The following is a 20667-nucleotide window of genomic DNA, read 5'->3' on the forward strand; positions in this document are numbered from 1 at the left end:
TGATACTGTGCGAAAACCTGCAAAATAAATCGCATATAAAGGATGGATTTCTCTATGAAAAAGTCGTTAGTTGCTGTTGGCGTTATTGTCGCATTAGGCGCCGCATGGGGTGTGGCTTCATGGCAGACCGGTAAGACAATTGAAGCAAACCTCGATGCTTATATCGCCAAAGCGAATAAATTAATCAAGGATAAGTACCCTGACATCCCTGTTACGCTGACCGCCAAAGATTTTTCACGCGGCATTTTCAGCTCAGATGTCAAACTGGTCCTCAAAGAAACGAAAAAAAGCGGTGATACCTCAGGTGCCGGTGAAGAAGTTGTTCTTCTGAATACTATCGATCACGGTCCTTTCCCGTTATCTCAGCTGAAGAGCATGGTGTTCTCGCCAAATATGGCAGCAATCCATACTGAGCTGGAAAACAATGACGTCACCAAGCCGGCCTTCGACATCACCGGTGGTAAATCCCCTGTTGTCACCGATACCCGTGTCAGCTACGACCAGAGTTTCGACATTGATCTTGCTGTCAGCAAAATCAACTACAAGAAAGACGGTGAAGAGCTCGCATTCTCCGGTGCTGATCTGAACGTTAAATTCGATAAAGAATTCAAAAACGTTAAAGGCAAAGGCAGCAGCGATGAACTGACTTACCGTAAAGGTGAGCGCGAAAGTATGGTTCTGAAAGGCCTGTCTTTCGACAGCGATGTGTCCAAATCCGGTGACAGCTATTTCTACCTGGGTGACCAGAATCTGAGCCTGAAAGAGTTAGCGGTTGTTAATTACAGCGACACCGTTTCTCTGAAAGACCTGAAAATGAACGGCACATCCGGCAGCAAAGATAACAAACTGACTGCAGATGTTGATTACAGCCTCGGTTCACTGAGCTACCGTGATATCGACCTCGGCGCTATCAGCCTGAAAGGTTCTCTGAAAGATCTGGATGCAACTTCAGCAAATACGCTGATGGCATCTCTCGAAGAGTACACCAAGATGTCTGAATCGATGTACACCGAAGATTTCGATGAAGAAAAAATGGCAGCACTGGATGAGAAAATGAAATCCAATGCGCTGGGTCTGTTCAAATACAGCCCGTCTTTCGCTATCGCACCTCTGAGCTGGAAAAACAGCGGCGGTGAGTCAAAAGTCAATCTGAACGTGACCTTTAATGCACTGAATGCCGATAGCTTTAAAGCACTGGAAAAGGCATCAAGCTTTGAAAAAGCCCTGCCGGTTCTGGTGAAAGAGTTCGGTTTCAATATGGATCTGTCCAAATCAATGCTGACTGATTTCGTTGGTGTTGCAATGCAGTCTCAGGGCATGGGCGCCAAAGAAGCCAAAGAACAGGGTGAACAGGGTGTTGCTCAGATGGCCAGCATGGGTGCCATGATGGAAATCGTGAAAGTCACTGATAAAGCGATCACCATGGATCTGAAATACAGCAACAACAATATCGATTTCAACGGTAAGAAATACACCGTTGCTGAATTCCTGGAAAAATATGACCAGTACGGCGCACTGAGCGATAACAGCGGTGACGACGAAGGTTATGAGGAAGAAGCTATTGAAATAGATCCTAACGGTGATGTCACAGAAGAAGTGACTATCGGTGAAGAACCGGCTGCTGATGCTGCTGCGGCACCTGCTGCACAGTAATTTCACACTGTTATTATCTGTTGATCAGACAAAAGCCAGTCGTCAGACTGGCTTTTTATCATCTGAGGAATTCCGCAATGATTAACCGTTCACTCCCCCTGACCGATCTGCACCGCCATCTGGACGGCAATATCCGCCTGTCCACCATTCTGGATCTGGCCCGTCAGTACAATCTCCCGCTGCCCGCTTATGAGACTGAAGCACTGCGCCCGCATGTGCAGGTAATGAGTAATGAACCTGACCTGGTGCAGTTTCTGAGTAAACTGGACTGGGGCGTTTCCGTACTGGCCGACCTGGACGCCTGCCGCCGCGTAGCCGCAGAAAACGTACAGGATGCTGTCAGTGCCGGGCTGGATTATGCTGAATTGCGCTTTTCCCCTTACTATATGGCAATGAAACATAACCTGCCTGTTGAAGGCGTGGTGGAAGCCGTTCTGGATGGGGTGGCATCTGAAGTCCGTAACAATCCGGTGCGGATTAATATGATTGGTATTCTGAGCCGGACATTCGGTACTGATGCCTGTCATGAAGAACTGAATGCCCTGCTCGCTCATCACGAGCGGATTGTGGCACTGGATATTGCCGGTGACGAATCCGGTTATCCCGGCGATTTATTTACCGATCACTTCCGCAAAGCCCGCGATGTAAACTGGGCAATCACCGCACACGCCGGGGAAGCGGCCGGTGCCGCCAGTATCTGGCAGGCGATCCGCGACCTGGGTGCACAGCGTATCGGCCACGGCGTGATGGCGATTGAAGACCCGGCGCTGATGGATTATCTGGCAGAGCACCGCATCGGTATGGAATCCTGCCTGACGTCCAATATTCAGACCAGTACAGTACCGTCGCTGGCCGCCCATCCGCTGAAGCAATTCCTGGCACATGGCATTGCCGCCACCATTAACACGGATGACCCGGCAGTTGAAGGTATTGAGATTGCCCATGAATACAATGTTGCCGCACCGGCTGCCGGTCTGACCCGTACTGAGATTGAACAGGCACAAATCAACGGACTGGAAATTGCCTTTTTATCCGCGGAAGAAAAAGCGGCACTGAGAGATATGGCGGCTAAACGCAGTCATTAAGCGCCTGCCTGCCAGACAACTTATAAATCCCCCGGAAGCCGGATATTTACCCCGGGGGATTTCGGGTTAATACAGCTATATGCAGCAGCCCGTAATCGTCCCCCCGTAAATCAGCGCCATTTCCGGCTCACATTAAGTGATAACGAACCCGTGTTTATCCCACCCGGTTCGCAATAACTGAAAATAAAATCTGCACACCCGTAGTTTCCCCACACTTTCTCCTGATTGCTGTATACTTTTCTTTGCAGCCTGAACGGCTGCCTAATCTAAACAGGAGAATATCATGAACACATCACTGTTCAGTAAGACCCCGGCGGTCACGGTTCTCAACAACCGTGGTCAGACCATTCTCAATATCGCGTACCACCGCCACCCTGAGTCGCCGGACATCACCACGGAGCGCATAACCCGCCATCAGTACGATGCCCGGGGCTTCCTGACGCAGAGCGCCGACCCGCGCCTGGCTGAGGCCGGACTGGCGAACTTCACTTACCGGACAGATCTGCGCGGAGGCGTCCTGCGTACACAGGGGGCAGACAACGGTATCACCGTCAGCCTTAACGACGTTGCCGGACGCCCCTTTATTGCGGTCAATAACATCGGTACCGCAGACAACGGTACTGATGACCGGCGTCAGGCCGTAACCCGCACCTGGCAGTATGAGGATGCATCCCTGGCCGGACGCCCGTTAAGTATTACAGAGCAGACCAACGGTGGAGCCGCCTGTATCACGGAGCGTTTCGTCTATGCCGGTAATACGGATGCAGAGAAAGCTCTGAATCTCGCCGGTCAGCTTATCAGTCATTACGATACCGCGGGACTGGAGCAGACAAACAGCATTGCTCTGACCGGCGTGCCACTCTCCGTCACCCGGCGGCTGCTGAAGAATGCGGATAACTCTGACACGATGGCTGACTGGCAGGGAGAAAATGTACCGGTATGGAACAACCTGCTGGACAATGACGCACGGACCACTCTGACCACCGCAGACACCACCGGCTCCATACTGACCACCACCGATGCACAGGGCAATATGCAGCGGATGGCGTACGATGTGGCAGGTCTGCTGTCGGGCAGCTGGCTGACGCTGAAGGGGGGAACGGAGAAGGTTATCGTGGCATCCCTGACGTACTCGGCCGCCGGACAGAAACTGCGTGAAGAGCACGGCAACGGCGTGATAACCACATACTCGTACGAACCGGAAACGCAACGCCTGAACGGCATCAAAACGGAACGCCCGGCCGGACATGCCGCCGGACTGAAGATACTGCAGGATCTGCGCTATGAATATGACCCTGTGGGTAACGTTCTGAAAGTAACCAATGACGCCGAAGAGACCCGTTTCTGGCGCAATCAGAAAGTAGTACCGGAAAACACATACGCCTACGACAGCCTGTACCAGCTGATCAGCGCCACCGGACGTGAAATGGCAAATGCCGGTCAGCAGGGCAGCGGATTACCGCCTCTGACCGTTCCCCTTCCCGCAGACAGCAGCGCATACACGAACTATACCCGCAGGTATACCTACGATACAGCCGGTAATCTGACGCAGATAAGCCACCGCGCACCGGCGGCAAACAACAGTTACACAACCAAAATCACCATAAGTAACCGAAGTAACCGGGGAGTACTGAGCACCCTGACGGAAAATCCGGCAGACGTGGACGCGCTGTTCACCAACGGTGGCCAGCAGAAACAGCTGCAGCCGGGACAGCGTCTGGACTGGACACCGCGCAACAAGCTGCTGAAGGTGACGCCGGTCGTGCGGAACGGAGATGCAGATGACAGCGAAATCTACCGCTATGATGCGGACAGCCGGCGCATCCTGAAAGTCAGCAGGCAGAAAACAGGCAGCAGCACACAGACGCAGCGGGTGCAATATCTGCCGGGTCTGGAGCTGCGCACGATAAAAGCCGGAGATACGCAAACGGAGAGCCTGCAGGTGATTATCGCGGGGGACACGGGGCAGATACGCCTTTTACACCGGGAGAATGGCGATGACCAGATGCGCTGGAGCTACAGCAATCTGATCGGCAGCAGCGGTCTGGAGCTGGATGGTAAGGGAAATATTATCAGTATGGAGGAGTACTACCCGTACGGCGGCACTGCAGTGTGGACCGCCCGCAGCGTGGCAGAAGCAGAGTACAAAACTGTGCGTTACTCAGGCAAAGAGCGGGACGCCACCGGACTGTACTACTATGGTTACCGGTACTACCAGCCGTGGGCGGGAAGATGGCTGAGTGCGGATCCTGCGGGAACAATGGACGGGCTGAATCTGTTCAGGATGGTACGGAATAATCCTCTGAGATTTTTTGATACGAACGGACTTGCACCAACTGAGGAAAAATCTCAGCAGGCGATCGGCAGAACCTATATCAAAGAAGCTAAATATTTAGCTGCGGAACAATTATCAGCTGCTGAGAAATTTTTAAATAACACATCTAATAATGACGTTGCGTTAGATATCTATAAGACATTTTTCGGGCAGCATATGGGAGAAGAAAAACTGGGTATATGGAAGACACAAATAAAAAATGTGTCAGAGGGAATAAACAAACTGGATACGAAAAGAAATGTCCGGTATTCACCGCTGAAGACAACCGCATCCGGAGAGAAATCGGGGACTGTGGCAGCTGAAGCCAATATGCAGGCATTTCAGCGGGGGGAGAAAATTTACATAAATTCATATACTGATGTACTGGAAAAAGTCAAAAAAAATGAAACACTGGGTGTTGACCATTTAGCGCATATTTTGATTCATGAAATGTCTCACCTCCGCCTGGACACGGAAGATATGGCCTATATCGGGGTGGCAAAAAATGAGGGATATCATGATTTAAATGCTATGCTCGCCCTTCTTGATCCAGAAAAACTACAGGCCGGCAGAGGAGAACCCGAAGAAACGATCAAACAACGACGTGCCCGGGGAAGTCTGGACGCTGTGAGAAATGCAGACTCTTTTACGACAGCAACCCGTTATCTTGCTTATACTGCAAAAAGTGCTGATTTCTATCATCGCTTTGCAGAGCAGAAAAAAACGTTCACACACGGAGCGTCGTCTCTTATCAAGAGTCCGCGCTGGAAGTGAGTGTCATTTATTAACACTATGCAGGCTATTATATTGTTTATACAGACTGTATTGTTGTTAAAGTCCGCCAGGATGGCAATGTGATAAACAAGGCTGTTTTCCTGGTACCGGGCGGTCAGAAAGAGCCGCCCGGTATTTCCCGTTACCAACTCCCCGAAGCACCACCGCCGCCACTGCTGCCACCTCCGCCACCGGAAGATCCGCTGCTTCCTGAACTGCCGCCGGAGCTGCTGCTGTAACTGCCACCGTCAGAACCGGATGAGTATCCGCCTCCTGCCCCGGCCATAACACCGGTTAATTTCCGCATTTCCGCTTCCTGAATACGGTATCCCGGAATGAATGCATATAACAAAAAACACAGAAACAGTGAGCCAAATACATTAAGAAAAACGAGGATCATTATACTGATAAATAATGCGTCCGGATCAGGATCTCCGTCTGCCAGAACCCGTGTCATTATAAAAATCAGAACGGAATAAAATAACACGCTCACAGTATGGCCGAGCGGCGCCGGATAAATATATTTATACTGCAAAAATGCTGTCAGGCGTTTCTGAGTAAGGTGTATTGCCCGCCCGGGCTGACGTTTCTTCTTGCTTTTGGATTTCGCGTATTCTTCTCTCAGATATTCAATATCTTTAAGAACCTGCTTTTCTATCCTTTTTTTACGGCGGGGAGAACCAATAAATAATGACCAGAGATACACCGTAATAAAGGTCAGAATATAAATAATCATCAGTCGTTTGAGTTTTAATGCTTCTGTTCCGGATGTCTCTGATGTGATATATCCCGGTTCATTTCCGCTGATAATATCAATGGCATCGGTCACACCTGCTTCAATCCCCGTAAAATAATGGCCATTTTTAAATTCAGGGGTGATGCGGTGACGGATAATACGACCTGCGGAGACATCCGGCAGAATACCTTCCAGGCCGTAACCTATTTCAAAGCGCAGATTGCGGTCATTAACAGCCACAACCAGCAACAGCCCGTTATTCTGACCTTTGCGGCCGATTTTCCAGGTATTGAATGCACGGTGGGCAAAGGTCTCAATACTTTCCCCGCCGGTTGACGGCACAATAAACACCACGAACTGACTGCCGTCATTGCGGCTCAGTTCGTACTCAGTGAGCTGCCGGTTAAGCTGTGCGAATTGCGGGCGGGTCAGAAGACCGGTGCTATCAATAACCCGTTCCCGTTTCAGTTCCGGCAGCGGCTGCATATCTGCACGGGCAAAGAAACTGATGAAAAGAAGTACAAGGCATCCTGCCATAACCCTGTTCATAATTACTCCTGTGAATGTTCTTTTCCCTGCCGCGCATAGCGCGCCGCCATCACCGCGCACACCATCAGCTGAATCTGATGAAACAGCATCAGCGGCAGTACCAGAATACCGACTACCGCAGGCGGGAACATCACGTTTGCCATCGGCACACCGTTTGCCAGGCTTTTCTTCGAGCCGCAGAACACAATGGTGATTTCATCGGCCTTATTAAAGCCCAGTGCCCGTGCACCGTACACGTTGATCACCAGCACAATCGCCAGCAGCCCGCACGACACCACTGCAATCTGCAGAATAGACATTGCGTCGATCTGCTGCCAGATCCCCTCGGCCACAGCTTCACTGAAAGCGACATACACCACCAGCAGAATAGAGGTCCGGTCTGTTTTATTGATGATTTTTTTGTTGCGATCCACCCACTTACCGATCAGCGGACGGGAGAGATGCCCGACCACAAACGGCAGCATCAGTTGCAGCAGAATAGAACGGATAGCGCCCAGTGTATCGAGATCATGCGCGCCTTGTGTTTCCATCATAAAACCGATAATCACCGGTGATAAGAAAACGCCGAGAATACTGGAGGCGGATGCACTGCAAATCGCCGCAGCGACATTACCACCCGCAACAGACGTAAAGGCAATGGCGGATTGTACCGTTGCCGGTAAGGCACATAAGTATAAGAAACCCATGTAAATGGTTGGTGACATCCACTCCGGTACCAGAAACTGCAAACCCAGCCCCAGCAGCGGAAAGAGGATAAAAGTACTGGAAAATACCATCAGATGCAGACGCCAGTGCCCCATCCCCGTCACAATCGCTTCCCGCGAAAGTTTGGCGCCGTGGAAGAAGAACAGTAACGCAATCGCAGCGGTGGTCAGATAGCGGAATCCGGTTGCCACATTACCGGTAGCCGGAAAGAGTGACGCCAAAATAACAACCGTGATCATTATGACCAGGAACGGATCTAACCGCAGTTTCTGCCACCAGTTTGTCATGCGTTATTCACTTTTGTCTGCATTAAAATTAAATAATTGTTTGTTACAGCGTCACAGTCCGTCCGGTCTTATGTGATTCCATACCGGCCTCAATAATACGGATAATTTCCGCGCCTTCATGAGCGGTAACCGGGTTCGGACCATTATTGATAATTGCCTCTGCCACTTCTGCGTAATAACGGCCGTAGTGACCGGCTTTGTTCGGGTAACTTTCCGTGATCACTTCAATGCCATCCGGTGATAAGCTCAGTTCACCGTCACGATCGTCATGACCCCAGTTCACACCGACCGGCATCTGCCCTGCTTTCAGCGCATTTTCCTGCGGATCAAGCCCGTACTTCACGTAGCTGCCTTTCATACCGTGAACGATATACACCGGAGATTCCGCTGCCGCGACAGTGGTGGCATGCAGTATCACTTTCACATCCGGATAGTGCAGTTGCGCATGGAAATAATCCACAGCTTCAGAACCCGGCCGGATCATACCCAGATCGGCGGTGATCGCTTCCGGTTTGCCGAAAAACTGCAGTGCCTGATCAATCAGATGTGACCCCAGGTCATACCAGATACCACTGCCCAACGCAGCCGCTTCACGCCAGCGTTTTTGCGGCTGCGGGCGATAGCGGTCAAAATGGACTTCAAAATATTTGATATCCCCGAGTTTTTTACTTTCAAACAGGGATTTCAGTGTCAGATAACCGGAGTCAAAACGGCGGTTATGGTAGACGGACAAGATCAGACCGGCATCATCTGCCTGTTTTGCCAGGGTAAACGCCTCTTCGGAGGTCAGGGTAAACGGTTTATCCACCACAACGTGCTTACCGGCCGCCAGTGCCATCCGGGCCAGCGGGAAATGTGTGTCGTTCGGCGTCGGGATCACGACGAGATCAATCGCCGGATCAGCAAAAATATCTTCCGGAGTGGCGACAACCTGCACATCCGGGTAATCCGCATGTACTTTTGCGGCATCACTGCTCGCGACTTTAGCCAGTTCCATGTTGGCATTATTCACAATAAACGGTGCATGGAATGTTTTTCCGGCAAAACCGTATCCGATCAGGCCCACTTTCAGTATTTTCGTCATCACTCCCTCCGGGGGATTGTCATGTTAACGGATAAAAACATGCTTTCAGAATTTGTCATCCTCCTGAAAAGTACCACTAACTGATTCCGTGACGCAAATAATGCGCCCGGTTTTCATCAGTTTTGCCGCTTTTTCATTCTGATACACACAGTTATCTGCCCTTTCACACAATCCCGATAACCCCGGATGCCCGGGGATTGCTATTATTCACCCCGCTTACCGGGGAACCCGGGTTTTTATCTGTTTATTTGAATGTTTTGAATGACTCGCTTTGGGCATTGCAATGGCTGACTACTTATTACTTTTTGTCGGGACGGTGCTGGTTAATAACTTCGTACTCGTCAAATTCTTAGGATTATGCCCCTTTATGGGGGTGTCCAAAAAACTGGAAACCGCGATTGGCATGGGGTTTGCGACCACGTTTGTGATGACGCTCGCCTCTGTCTGCTCGTGGCTGATGGATACCTTTATCCTTATCCCGCTGGATATTCTCTATCTGCGCACACTGAGCTTTATTCTGGTGATCGCTGTGGTGGTGCAGTTCACCGAAATGGTGGTGCGTAAAACCAGCCCGGCGCTCTACCGCCTGCTCGGGATATTCCTTCCGCTGATCACCACCAACTGTGCCGTACTCGGTGTGGCACTGCTGAACATCAACCTGTCCCATAATTTTCTGCAATCCGCCGTTTACGGCTTTGGTGCGGCAGCCGGTTTCTCTCTGGTGATGGTGCTGTTCGCCGCTATCCGCGAACGTCTGGCAACGGCTGATGTGCCTGCGCCTTTCCGCGGGGCGTCTATCGGGCTGGTCACTGCCGGTCTGATGTCTCTGGCCTTTATGGGCTTTAGTGGTCTGGTGAAATTCTGATGACAATGATTTGGATTGCCGTTGCCGTACTCAGTCTGCTGGGTCTGGCATTTGGCCTGATACTGGGTTATGCCTCCCGCCGCTTTAAAGTGGAGGAAGATCCCATTGTGGATAAAATTGATGACATTCTGCCGCAGAGTCAGTGCGGGCAGTGTGGTTTTCCCGGCTGCCGTCCTTATGCGGAGTCCGTTGCCAATGGCGGCGCAATAAACCGCTGTGCTCCCGGCGGCGAACAGGTGATGCTGAAACTGGCGGATATGCTGGGTGTGGATCCGCAACCGCTCGACGGCGACGACGCTGTGCTTAATCCGGTGCGTAAGGTGGCCTTTATTCATGAAGACCAGTGCATCGGCTGCACCAAATGTATTCAGGCGTGTCCGGTGGATGCCATTATCGGTGCCACCCGCGCGATGCATACCGTGGTTGAAAACCTCTGTACCGGCTGTGATTTATGTGTCGCACCCTGCCCGACAGATTGCATCGAGATGATCCCGGTCGCTGTCACCCCGCGTAACTGGAAGTGGGACTTAAACACGATTCCGGTCAGAAATATTCCGGCGGATACCACCGGTACACCTGTCAAACCCGTTCAGATTGAGGCGTCGTAAGTTTTATGTTCAATTTGCTCAACTTTCTGAAAAAAGACCGGGTATGGGATTTTGACGGCGGCATTCATCCGCCGGAAATGAAATTACAGTCCTCCCGGACACCGATGCGGCTATGTCCGGTACCTGAAGAACTTATCATTCCGTTACAACAGCATATCGGGAACGAAGGCGATGTGCTGGTCAGCCCCGGCGACCATGTTCTGAAAGGTCAGCCGCTGACACGCGGAACCGGCCGCAGCCTGCCGGTTCATGCTTCATCCTCCGGCACTGTTACAGCCGTGGAGCCTTGCGTGACCGCGCATCCGTCCGGATTGACCGCGCCGTGTGTCCGTATCCGGACTGACGGGCTGGATACCCCGTATCCGGCAGAAAAAACAACGGATTTCACATCGCTCGCCAAAACAGAACTGACTGACCGCATTCATCAGGCCGGAATTGCCGGTCTCGGCGGTGCAGGCTTTCCGACCGCGAATAAACTGAAAGGCGGTGGTGATCTTATCCGCACCCTGATTATCAATGCGGCTGAATGTGAACCCTATATTACGGCTGATGACCGTCTGATGCAGGAGCATGCCGGTGAAATTCTTACCGGTATCCGTATTCTGATGCACCTTCTGGAACCGGAACAGGTGCTTATCGGCATAGAAGATAACAAACCGGAGGCGATTGCCGCACTGCGGGATGTCACTGACGGGGAAAAACAGATTTTTGTGCGGGTGATCCCGACCAAATACCCGTCCGGCGGTGCCAAACAGCTGACCAAAATCCTTACCGGCCGCGAAGTGCCGTCCGGCGGGCGTTCCTCTGATATCGGCGTACTGATGCAGAACGTCGGAACCGTTGTTGCCATCAAACGCGCGATTACTGACGGCGAACCACTGATTCAGCGCGTGGTGACGGTAACCGGAGAAGCCGTCGAATCACCGGGGAATTTCTGGACCCGTCTGGGGACTCCGATCCGTTTCCTGCTGCAACAGGCCGGTTTTCATCCGCAACATGAACAGATGGTTGTGATGGGCGGCCCGCTGATGGGCTTTACACTGCCGGATCTTGATGTGCCGGTGGTAAAAATCACTAACTGTATTCTTGCGCCGACCACAAACGAAATGGAACCGGCTGCACCGGAAGAAGCCTGCATCCGTTGCAGTCACTGTGTGGATGCCTGTCCGGCAGGATTGCTGCCGCAGCAGCTCTACTGGTTCAGTAAAGGTAACGAACACGAAAAAGCGGAACAGCATCATCTGTTTGATTGTATAGAATGCGGAGCCTGTGCCTGGGTCTGCCCGAGTAATATCCCGCTGGTACAATATTACCGGCAGGAAAAAGCCCAAATTATTGAGATCCGCGAAGAAGCACAACGCGCTGCCGATGCCAAAATCCGCTTTGAAGCCAAACAGGCACGAATGGCGCGGGAAAAAGAAGCCCGTGAAGCCCGCCACAAAAGTGCGGCTGTTCAGGTGGATGAGAAAGACAGTGCAGCAATCAGTGCCGCACTTGCCCGCGTAAAAGCCAAAGACAGCAGTGCGGGAATGACAATTTCAGTCAATCCTTCCGCATTGCCGGATAACAGCGCTGCCATTGCCGCCCGTGAAGCACGCAAAGCACAGGCACGGGCTCGTCAGGCAGAAAAAGCCGCTCAGACAGAAACCGTACAACCGGCTGCGGAAACGGAAACTGATCCGCGCAAAGCTGCTGTAGCCGCCGCCCTCGCCCGCGCCAAAGCGAAGAAAGCCGCGCAGGCCGCAGACGCACCGGCGGATACCGCACAACCGGCTGCGGAAACGGAAACCGATCCGCGTAAAGCCGCTGTAGCCGCTGCTATCGCCCGAGCCAAAGCGAAGAAAGCCGCTCAGGCCGCAGACGCACCGGCAGACACCACACAACCGGCAGCGGAGACAGAAACCGATCCGCGTAAAGCCGCTGTAGCCGCTGCTATCGCCCGAGCCAAAGCGAAGAAAGCCGCTCAGGCCGCAAACGCACCGGCAGACACAGCACAACCGGCAGCGGAAACAGAAACTGATCCGCGTAAAGCTGCTGTCGCGGCGGCTATTGCCCGTGCCAAAGCGAAAAAAGCTGCTCAGGCCGCAGAAGCACCGGCAGACACCGCACAACCGGCAGAGACAGAAACCGATCCGCGTAAAGCTGCCGTAGCAGCGGCCATTGCCCGTGCCAAGGCAAAGAAAGCAGCTCAGGCCGCAGACGCACCGGCGGATACTGCACAACCGGCGGCAGAGACAGAAACCGATCCGCGTAAAGCGGCTGTAGCCGCCGCTATCGCCCGCGCCAAAGCGAAGAAAGCCGCTCAGGCCGCAGACGCACCGGCAGACACCGCACAACCGGCAGCGGAGACAGAAACCGATCCGCGTAAAGCCGCTGTAGCTGCCGCTATCGCCCGTGCCAAGGCAAAGAAAGCCGCACAGGCGGCAGCACAACATTCTGAAGAAACCACTGATTAATGAAGCGAAATAAGCATGAAATTTAGGCCCGTTTCCTCAAACGCCCCGCACCGTCTGAAAATTGCGGGATCACCGTTTACTCATAACCATGACAACACCTCCGCCATCATGCTGTGGGTGGTGATAGCCATGATTCCGGGGATTGCCGCACAACTCTGGTTCTTCGGGGTCGGCACACTGATTCAGGTTCTGATTGCAGTGACGACCGCGCTGGTAACCGAAAGTATCGCGATCCGCCTGCGCAATCAACCGGTGATGCCGTATCTCAAAGATAACTCCGCGCTGGTCACTGCCATGCTGCTGGCTGTCAGTATCCCGCCGCTCGCGCCCTGGTGGTTGATTGTTATCGGTACATTTTTTGCCGTGATTATTGCCAAACATCTGTATGGCGGTCTCGGGCAAAACCCGTTTAACCCGGCGATGGTCGGTTATGTGGTACTGCTGATCTCCTTCCCGGTTCAGATGACCAGCTGGCTGCCGCCGGAAAGCCTGCAAATCACACCGGTTTCGGTCAGTGACAGTCTGCATATGATTTTTACCGGGTTATCTGATAACGGCCTGACACCGGAGCAGTTACGTGCCGGCGCGGATGGCATGAGTCAGGCGACGCCGCTCGACAGTTTCAAAACCGGACTGCTGACCCGTGAGATGTCCGATATTCTGACACAACCTGTTTTACAGGGCTCTGTTGCCGGTATCGGCTGGCAATGGGTGAATATCGGCTATCTGATCGGCGGCTGTATTCTGCTCAACCGCAACGTGATTGCATGGCAAATCCCGGTATCGATGCTGGGCACGCTGGCCGTCCTGTCTGCTGTCGGCTATCTGATTGATTCATCACACTTCAGCTCTCCGGTTATTCAGCTGTTTTCCGGCGCTTCCATGCTCGGGGCATTCTTTATTGCCACCGACCCGGTTACCGCCTCCACCACGCCGCGCGGCCGTCTGATATACGGGATGCTGATCGGCCTTCTGCTGTGGATTATCCGCGTTTACGGCGGTTATCCGGATGCCGTGGCGTTTGCCGTCCTGCTGGCCAATATCACCGTGCCGCTGATCGATACCTACACACAACCGCGTGTTTACGGGCACAAACGGGGGAATAAATGATTGCCACATTACGCCGTTACGGCTTGATCCTCGCCCTGTTTGCCGCCGGAACCACCGGATTGAGCGGATTTGTTTATACGCTGACAAAGCCGGAAATTGATAAACAGGCGGCGGCACAGCAAAAAGCACTGTTTGCCGAAATCCTGCCGGAATCGGTTTATAATAATGATGTGATTGCAGAGTGTTATCTGGTCACCGACCCTGCACTGGGCAATGAACTGCCGCACCGGCTGTATATTGCCCGTAAAGACGGAACACCAGTTGCCGCTGTTCTCGAATCCACCGCGCCTGACGGCTATTCCGGGAATATTCAGCTGCTGGTTGCGGCTGATTTTAACCGGACGGTGCTCGGCTCCCGCGTAACGGAACATAAAGAGACACCGGGGCTGGGTGATAAAATTGATACCCGGATTTCAGACTGGATCACCACACTGAGCGGCAGACATGTTGAATCCGCCAAAGACCCGCACTGGGCAGTGAAAAAAGACGGCGGTGATATCGATCAGTTTACCGGTGCCACCATTACCCCACGGGCGGTTGTCAACGCAGTCCGCGTGACGGCGGATTATATGCAGACCCTGCCGCCGCAACTGAATACCTTACCTCAATGCGGAGCTGAATAATGAGTCAGATTAAAGGGTTATTTGCTGACGGATTATGGAAAAATAACTCAGCACTGGTCCAGGTGCTGGGATTGTGTCCGCTGCTGGCGGTCTCTTCCACCGTCACCAACGCACTGGGACTCGGACTGGCGACCACACTGGTGCTGATTTGCACTAACGTGGCAGTCTCCGCACTGCGCCGCTGGATCCCGTCAGAAATCCGTATTCCTATCTATGTGATGCTGATTGCCTCTGTGGTAACGGCGGTACAATTGCTGATCAATGCCTATGCCTTCGGCTTATATCAGTCACTCGGTATCTTTATCCCGCTGATTGTGACCAACTGTATTGTCATTGGCCGCGCTGAAGCCTTTGCCGCCAAAAACGCGGTTTACCCTTCTGCCATTGATGGCCTGGCCATGGGGCTCGGCGCCACCGCCGCACTGTTTGTGCTCGGCGCCATGCGTGAGATCCTGGGCAACGGGACACTGTTTGACGGTGCTGATCTGCTGCTCGGTGACTGGGCTAAAGTCCTGCGTGTCGATGTGTTACATCTCGATACCCCGTTCCTGCTGGCGATGCTGCCGCCGGGCGCGTTTATCGGACTTGGCTTAATGCTGGCGGGCAAGTATCTTATTGATGAAAAAATGAAAAAGCGCAAAAATGCGCCCGCTGCCGCACAATACGAAACAGAAAAAGGATGCGGAAGCCATCTGGTCAAATAACTGTATAATAAAGCAGGCTCCTTTCCCGGGAGTTTGCTTTTATCATCAATGAGCCAATGTCGTTATGAATAAAGAAAAACGTATTGAAATTCTGACCCGCCTGCGGGACAACAACCCGCAACCCACCACTGAACTGCTGTTTGATTCTCCGTTTGAATTACTGATCTCCGTCTTATTATCCGCCCAGGCAACCGATGTCAGCGTCAATAAAGCCACCCGCCCGCTGTATGCCGTTGCCAATACGCCGCAGGCCATCCTGGATCTCGGTGTGGATGGGGTGAAGACCTACATTAAAACCATCGGGTTATTTAATACCAAAGCAGAGAATGTGATAAAAACCTGCCGGATGCTGGTTGAACTGTATAACGGCGAAGTTCCGGAAGACAGAGCAGCACTGGAAGCCCTGCCGGGAGTGGGACGCAAAACCGCCAATGTGGTACTCAATACCGCATTCGGCTGGCCGACCATTGCGGTTGATACCCATATTTTTCGTGTCTGCAACCGCACAAAATTTGCCCCCGGCAAGAACGTGGATGAGGTGGAACAAAAATTATTGCGGGTTGTACCGGCAGAATTTAAAGTCGACTGCCATCACTGGTTTATACTGCACGGGCGTTACACCTGCATTGCCCGCAAACCCCGCTGCGGTTCATGCATCATTGAAGATCTGTGTGAATTCAGCGAAAAAGTGTATCCGGAAGATTAATCTGCTGCACTTTAAACAGAAATTGCCCTCTGTGCTTGCGGGCAGCGTAAATTCGCGTAAAAATAACCATAAATTTGCTCACCCAACCAGTACGGGAACCTATGTTTCAAGATAACCCGCTGTTAGCTCAGCTAAAACAACAGCTCCACGATAAAACATTACGTGTCGAAGGGATCGTAAAAAGTACCGATAAAGGCTACGGTTTCCTGGAAGTTGACGGACAAAAATCCTATTTTATTCCGCCGCCGCAGATGAAAAAAGTCATGCACGGCGATCGCATCACTGCTGCTATTCACACCGTGAATAATAAAGATGTGGCAGAGCCGGAAGCTCTCGTCACCCCGTTTCTGGACAGATTTGTCGGCCGCGTGCAGCGCAAAGAAAATGATGACCGTCTCTGGATAATTCCCGATCATCCGCTGTTAAAAGATTCCATTCCCTGCCGTCCGGCAAAAGGGGTTGATCATGAATTCCGTCAGGGCGACTGGGCCGTTGCGGAAATGCGCCGCCACCCGCTGAAAGGTGATCGCAGCTTCCATGCAGAAATCACCGGGTTTATCACTGATGCGGATGACCATTACGCGCCGTGGTGGGTAACCCTGACCCGCCATCAGCACGCACTGAAAGAGCCGGAGCCGGTTGACGTGGCCATGGCTGATGATAATCTGCCGCGTACTGATCTGACTCATCTGGATTTCGTGACTATCGACAGTGCATCCACCGAAGATATGGATGATGCGCTTTATATCACTACCAGTGATAACAATCAGCTTCAGCTGACCATTGCCATTGCCGATCCGACCAGCTATATCCCGGCCGGCAGCGAATTGGATGCCATTGCCCGTAAACGCGCCTTCACCAACTATCTGCCGGGCTTCAATATCCCGATGCTGCCGCGCAATCTGTCTGATGACCTGTGTTCGCTGCATCCGCATGTGCGCCGTCCGGCACTGGTGTGTCAGGTCTCCATAAATGAAGATGGTTCTCTGGCAGATGATGCCGTGTTCTTCGCTGCCTGGGTTGAATCCAAAGCCAAGCTGGCTTATGACGATATCTCTGATCTGCTGGAAGGTGTGGCTGACCGGGTAACCCCTGATGAGACTATCCGCCGTCAGATTTCCCTGTTGCAGGATATGTATCAGCGCCGCCATCACTGGCGTGAAACCCATGCACTGGTCTTTAAAGATCGCCCTGATTACCGCTTTATTCTTGATGAAAACGGTGTGGTGACGGATATCGTGGCTGAACAGCGCCGCAGTGCCAACCGCATTGTGGAAGAGGCGATGATCACCGCCAATATCTGCGCCGCAGAGGTGCTGGATAAGAAACTTGGTTTTGGTGTCTATAACGTACACACAGGGCTTGATCCGCTGACAATCAGCCAGGCTGTTGCCCTGCTCGCTGAAAACGGCATTCATTTCAATGAAGAAGAACTGCTGACACTGGATGGTTTCTGCCGTCTGCGCCGGGAGCTTGATAACCAGCCGACGCAATTCCTCGACAGCCGTATCCGCCGCTTCCAGACCTTTGCAGAAGTCCGCATGGAGAAAGGCCCGCACTTCGGCCTGGGACTGAATGGTTATGCCACCTGGACATCCCCTATCCGCAAATACAGTGATATTGTTAACCACCGCCTGCTGAAAGCCATTATCGCCGGTCAGTCTGCGGAGAAACCGGCTGAGGATCTGGCCGAACATCTGGCAGAACGCCGCCGCGCCAACCGTATGGCAGAGCGTGATGTCGGTGACTGGTTATATGCCCGCTACCTGCAACCGTATGCCGGTACAGATACCGCGTTCCCGGCGGAGATCATTGATATCACCCGCGGCGGTGTCCGTGTCCGCCTGACAGATAACGGCGCAGTCGCCTTTATCCCGGGTACCTTTATCCATCCGGTCAAAGATGAACTCCAGTGCAGCCAGGAAACCGGCTCAGTGCTGATCAAAGGTGAAGTCCGTTACCGCCTCAATGACATCATTCCGGTGAAAATAGAGGAAGTGAAGATGGAAACCCGCAGTATTCTGGCCCGGCCGCTCTGATCCGGTACCGGAGTCACTAAATACACAGGGCGTCCGCAACGGACGCCCTGCTCACTGATCAGCCACCCGCCAGTTTGACTTTAAAGCCTTTATCTTCCAGCAGTTGCTTCAGTAAATCGCGTTTATCACCCTGAATTTCAATGATGCCGTCTTTCAGCGAACCGCCGCAGCCGCAGCGTTTTTTCAGATCGGCGGCCAGTTTGCCCAGCGCCGCATCATCCAGATCAATACCGGTGATCAGACATACACCTTTGCCTTTGCGGCCGCTGGTCTGCCGCTGAATACGGACAATACCGTCGCCTTTCGGGCGCTCCGCTTTTACTTCCGGCTCATCAATACGGCCACTGTCTGTGGAATAGACCAGGCGTGAATTATTGTCCATCTTATAATACTCCCACAGAAGCATTAATTGCCTGCAATGCGGCCTGCGGATCATCACTGCGGGTGATCGGCCGTCCGATAACCATATAATCCACCCCGGCACTGACGGCCTGCCGCGGTGTCATGATGCGGCGCTGATCACCGGCATCACTGCCTTGCGGCCGGATCCCCGGCGTGACCAGCTTAAATTCCCGGCCCAGGGTTTCTTTCATCATTTTGGCTTCATGAGCGGAGCACACCACACCATCCAATCCGCAGTTTTGTGTTAATTTTGCGAGGCGCAGCGCGTGCTCTGCCGGTGTGGCATCAATGCCGGTTCCGGCCAGGTCGGACTGCTCCATGCTGGTCAGTACCGTCACTGCAATCAGCAAAGGCGCATCGTTGCCGTACGGCAGCAGGATCTCTTTTGCTGCTGTCATCATCCGCTCGCCGCCTGCCGCATGGACATTAACCATCCATACCCCCAGTTCAGCCGCCGCCCGTACCGCATGCGCTGCTGTATTCGGGATATCATGGAATTTCAGATCAAGAAAGACCTCAAATCCGCGCTGCTGCAATGCCCGGACACACTCAGGCCCGCAGAAGGTAAACAGCTCTTTACCGACTTTCAGACGGCACTGTGCCGGATCAATACGGTCTGCAAAGGCCAGCGCATCATCCGGGTTGTCGTAATCGAGCGCAACAATAACAGGCGATGCGATATCTGCACGGCCTGTATGCGAAGAAAGAGATGTCATGAATTGATTACCTGTGGTTGGTGAATTTATACGGGTAAATAAAAACGGGTAAATAAATTACGGATAAACGTGACGTTGTCACTGCCCGTCCAGCCCTCTGATAGGCTTGATAGTATCCCATGACCGGCAGGACGGACAATGCCAGTACAGGGCATGCGATGTAAATCCGCATTTACCGCAGCGGTAATCCGGTTTGGTCCGGATTTGCTCGCCGACCATGTTCCGCAGCAGAGCCAGACTGTCTTTGGCACGGCCTTCCTCCGCTTCTGACAGATAATATTCCATCAGACGGCAGAACAGGCGCATGGTCGGATGGCGCTGTAACTGGCGGTTAACATAGGTGATCGCCATTTCCGGCCCTTCCTGCTGTTCAATAATATCCGCAAGATAGAGTTCGGCAATCGCACCGATATTTTCATCCGAGCAGAGCAGCAGATATTCCGCCCATTCCGCCGGCTGATCAAGATGGATGTAACAGGTTTCCAGCATCGGCAGCGTTTCACTGACCATTTCTTTGTCCTGCTCAAACACCCGCTTAAGCACAGCAACGGCTTTGCTGTATTCCGCCCGTTCAATATGAATACGCCCCTGCATAATCGACACCCGGGCGCAGTTTTTATCCGCTCCGGCTGCTTTGGCCAGATACGCAAATGCCCCGTCAGTGTTATCACTGCCCAGTGCCTGCAATGCCTGTTCACAGTAGAAGTTAGCGATATTTTCCCGCTGACCGGTATCTCCCTGTTTCAGCAGCTTTTCGCCGATATCGATGGCTTTGCTCCAGTCACTGGTGGACTGATAAATGGATAACAGCGACTGAAGTGCGCTTTGCCGGAAATCCGCCTCATCAATCAGCTGTAAAAACAGGGCTTCTGCCCGGTCATACACCCCGGCGGCCACATAATCGCGACCCAGCTGCTGCGTGGCGAGGAGACGCTGGTCATAAGAGAGAGAGGCGCTTTCCATCAGTGACTGATGGATGCGGATGGCGCGTTCCACTTCACCGCGCGAACGGAACAGGTTGCCGAGCGTCAGATGTGCTTCAAATGCGGAACTGTCCTCTTTCAGCATGTCGAGGAACAGATCAACTGCTTTATCCTGCTGATCGGACAGCAAAAAGTTTACGCCTGCCACATAGTCACGTGACAGGCGATCCGCATGTTGTTGTTGATTCTGCTGCGCGCTGCGCCGCCCCATATACCAGCCATATGCGGCAGCAATGGGCAACAGAAGAAACAACAGCTCAAGCATAAT

The 20667-nt window shown here is 52.8% G+C and carries 17 protein-coding genes; 11 read left to right on the forward strand and 6 right to left on the reverse strand.

The window, feature by feature from the left end; genetic code table 11:
• Window positions 1–54 precede the first annotated feature (54 nt).
• From JC793_RS10110 to JC793_RS10120, 3 genes are all read left to right on the forward strand, one after another.
• Window positions 55–1653, forward strand: a complete 1599-nt coding sequence (locus tag JC793_RS10110; protein WP_218426128.1) for a YdgA family protein — start codon at window positions 55–57, stop codon at window positions 1651–1653.
• A gap of 77 nt (window positions 1654–1730) precedes the next feature.
• Window positions 1731–2738 (forward strand): adenosine deaminase, encoded by a 1008-nt coding sequence (gene add, locus JC793_RS10115; protein ID WP_218426129.1) that lies wholly within the window; start codon window positions 1731–1733, stop codon window positions 2736–2738.
• A gap of 283 nt (window positions 2739–3021) precedes the next feature.
• Entirely contained in the window at window positions 3022–5826 is a 2805-nt protein-coding gene (locus tag JC793_RS10120; RefSeq protein ID WP_218426130.1) for an RHS repeat protein, read from the forward strand.
• A 142-nt stretch (window positions 5827–5968) separates the two neighbouring features.
• Here JC793_RS10120 and JC793_RS10125 read toward each other — a convergent pair whose 3' ends face one another.
• The 3 genes from JC793_RS10125 to JC793_RS10135 are packed head-to-tail and all read right to left on the reverse strand — an operon-like array spanning window position 5969 to window position 9187.
• Window positions 5969–7111: a TPM domain-containing protein gene (locus tag JC793_RS10125; RefSeq protein WP_218426131.1), complete on the reverse strand. Its 1143-nt coding sequence runs from the start codon at window positions 7109–7111 to the stop codon at window positions 5969–5971.
• Between the two features lie 2 nt (window positions 7112–7113).
• The gene (locus tag JC793_RS10130; RefSeq protein ID WP_046893409.1) at window positions 7114–8103 is read right to left on the reverse strand and encodes a bile acid:sodium symporter family protein; all 990 of its coding nucleotides are present in this window, start codon (window positions 8101–8103) and stop codon (window positions 7114–7116) included.
• A 43-nt stretch (window positions 8104–8146) separates the two neighbouring features.
• The gene (locus JC793_RS10135; RefSeq protein WP_107680263.1) at window positions 8147–9187 is read right to left on the reverse strand and encodes an oxidoreductase; all 1041 of its coding nucleotides are present in this window, start codon (window positions 9185–9187) and stop codon (window positions 8147–8149) included.
• 283 nt (window positions 9188–9470) lie between these two features.
• Here JC793_RS10135 and rsxA point away from each other — a divergent pair, with 283 nt between their 5' ends.
• From rsxA to JC793_RS10175, 8 genes are all read left to right on the forward strand, one after another.
• On the forward strand, window positions 9471–10052 hold the full coding sequence (gene rsxA, locus JC793_RS10140) for an electron transport complex subunit RsxA (protein WP_046893411.1): 582 nt from the start codon (window positions 9471–9473) through the stop codon (window positions 10050–10052).
• Window positions 10052–10660, forward strand: a complete 609-nt coding sequence (gene rsxB / locus JC793_RS10145) for an electron transport complex subunit RsxB (RefSeq protein ID WP_046893412.1) — start codon at window positions 10052–10054, stop codon at window positions 10658–10660. The genes rsxA and rsxB overlap by 1 nt, the downstream gene beginning before the upstream one ends.
• A gap of 5 nt (window positions 10661–10665) precedes the next feature.
• Window positions 10666–13116, forward strand: coding sequence for an electron transport complex subunit RsxC (gene rsxC, locus JC793_RS10150; RefSeq protein WP_218426132.1), 2451 nt, complete (start codon window positions 10666–10668; stop codon window positions 13114–13116).
• A 15-nt stretch (window positions 13117–13131) separates the two neighbouring features.
• Window positions 13132–14226: an electron transport complex subunit RsxD gene (gene rsxD / locus JC793_RS10155; protein WP_218426133.1), complete on the forward strand. Its 1095-nt coding sequence runs from the start codon at window positions 13132–13134 to the stop codon at window positions 14224–14226.
• A complete protein-coding gene (rsxG, locus tag JC793_RS10160; protein ID WP_046893415.1) occupies window positions 14223–14849 on the forward strand; it encodes an electron transport complex subunit RsxG in 627 nt (208 codons plus the stop codon). The genes rsxD and rsxG overlap by 4 nt, the downstream gene beginning before the upstream one ends.
• Window positions 14849–15553, forward strand: coding sequence for an electron transport complex subunit E (locus JC793_RS10165; protein ID WP_046893416.1), 705 nt, complete (start codon window positions 14849–14851; stop codon window positions 15551–15553). The genes rsxG and JC793_RS10165 overlap by 1 nt, the downstream gene beginning before the upstream one ends.
• A gap of 64 nt (window positions 15554–15617) precedes the next feature.
• Window positions 15618–16259 carry an endonuclease III gene (gene nth, locus JC793_RS10170; RefSeq protein WP_218426134.1) on the forward strand — a complete coding sequence of 214 codons (642 nt, stop codon included), beginning with the start codon at window positions 15618–15620 and terminating at the stop codon, window positions 16257–16259.
• Window positions 16260–16360: 101 nt separating this feature from the next.
• Window positions 16361–18298: an exoribonuclease II gene (locus JC793_RS10175; RefSeq protein ID WP_166707870.1), complete on the forward strand. Its 1938-nt coding sequence runs from the start codon at window positions 16361–16363 to the stop codon at window positions 18296–18298.
• 58 nt (window positions 18299–18356) lie between these two features.
• Here JC793_RS10175 and yciH read toward each other — a convergent pair whose 3' ends face one another.
• From yciH to lapB, 3 genes are all read right to left on the reverse strand, one after another.
• Window positions 18357–18680, reverse strand: coding sequence for a stress response translation initiation inhibitor YciH (yciH, locus tag JC793_RS10180; protein WP_046893419.1), 324 nt, complete (start codon window positions 18678–18680; stop codon window positions 18357–18359).
• Between the two features lies 1 nt (window position 18681).
• Window positions 18682–19416, reverse strand: a complete 735-nt coding sequence (pyrF, locus tag JC793_RS10185; RefSeq protein ID WP_218426135.1) for an orotidine-5'-phosphate decarboxylase — start codon at window positions 19414–19416, stop codon at window positions 18682–18684.
• A gap of 78 nt (window positions 19417–19494) precedes the next feature.
• Complete coding sequence (gene lapB / locus JC793_RS10190) at window positions 19495–20664, reverse strand: lipopolysaccharide assembly protein LapB (protein ID WP_218426136.1); 1170 nt, start codon at window positions 20662–20664, stop codon at window positions 19495–19497.
• Window positions 20665–20667 lie beyond the last annotated feature (3 nt).

The organism is Morganella morganii, from assembly GCF_019242955.1.
Lineage (GTDB): Bacteria > Pseudomonadota > Gammaproteobacteria > Enterobacterales > Enterobacteriaceae > Morganella > Morganella sibonii.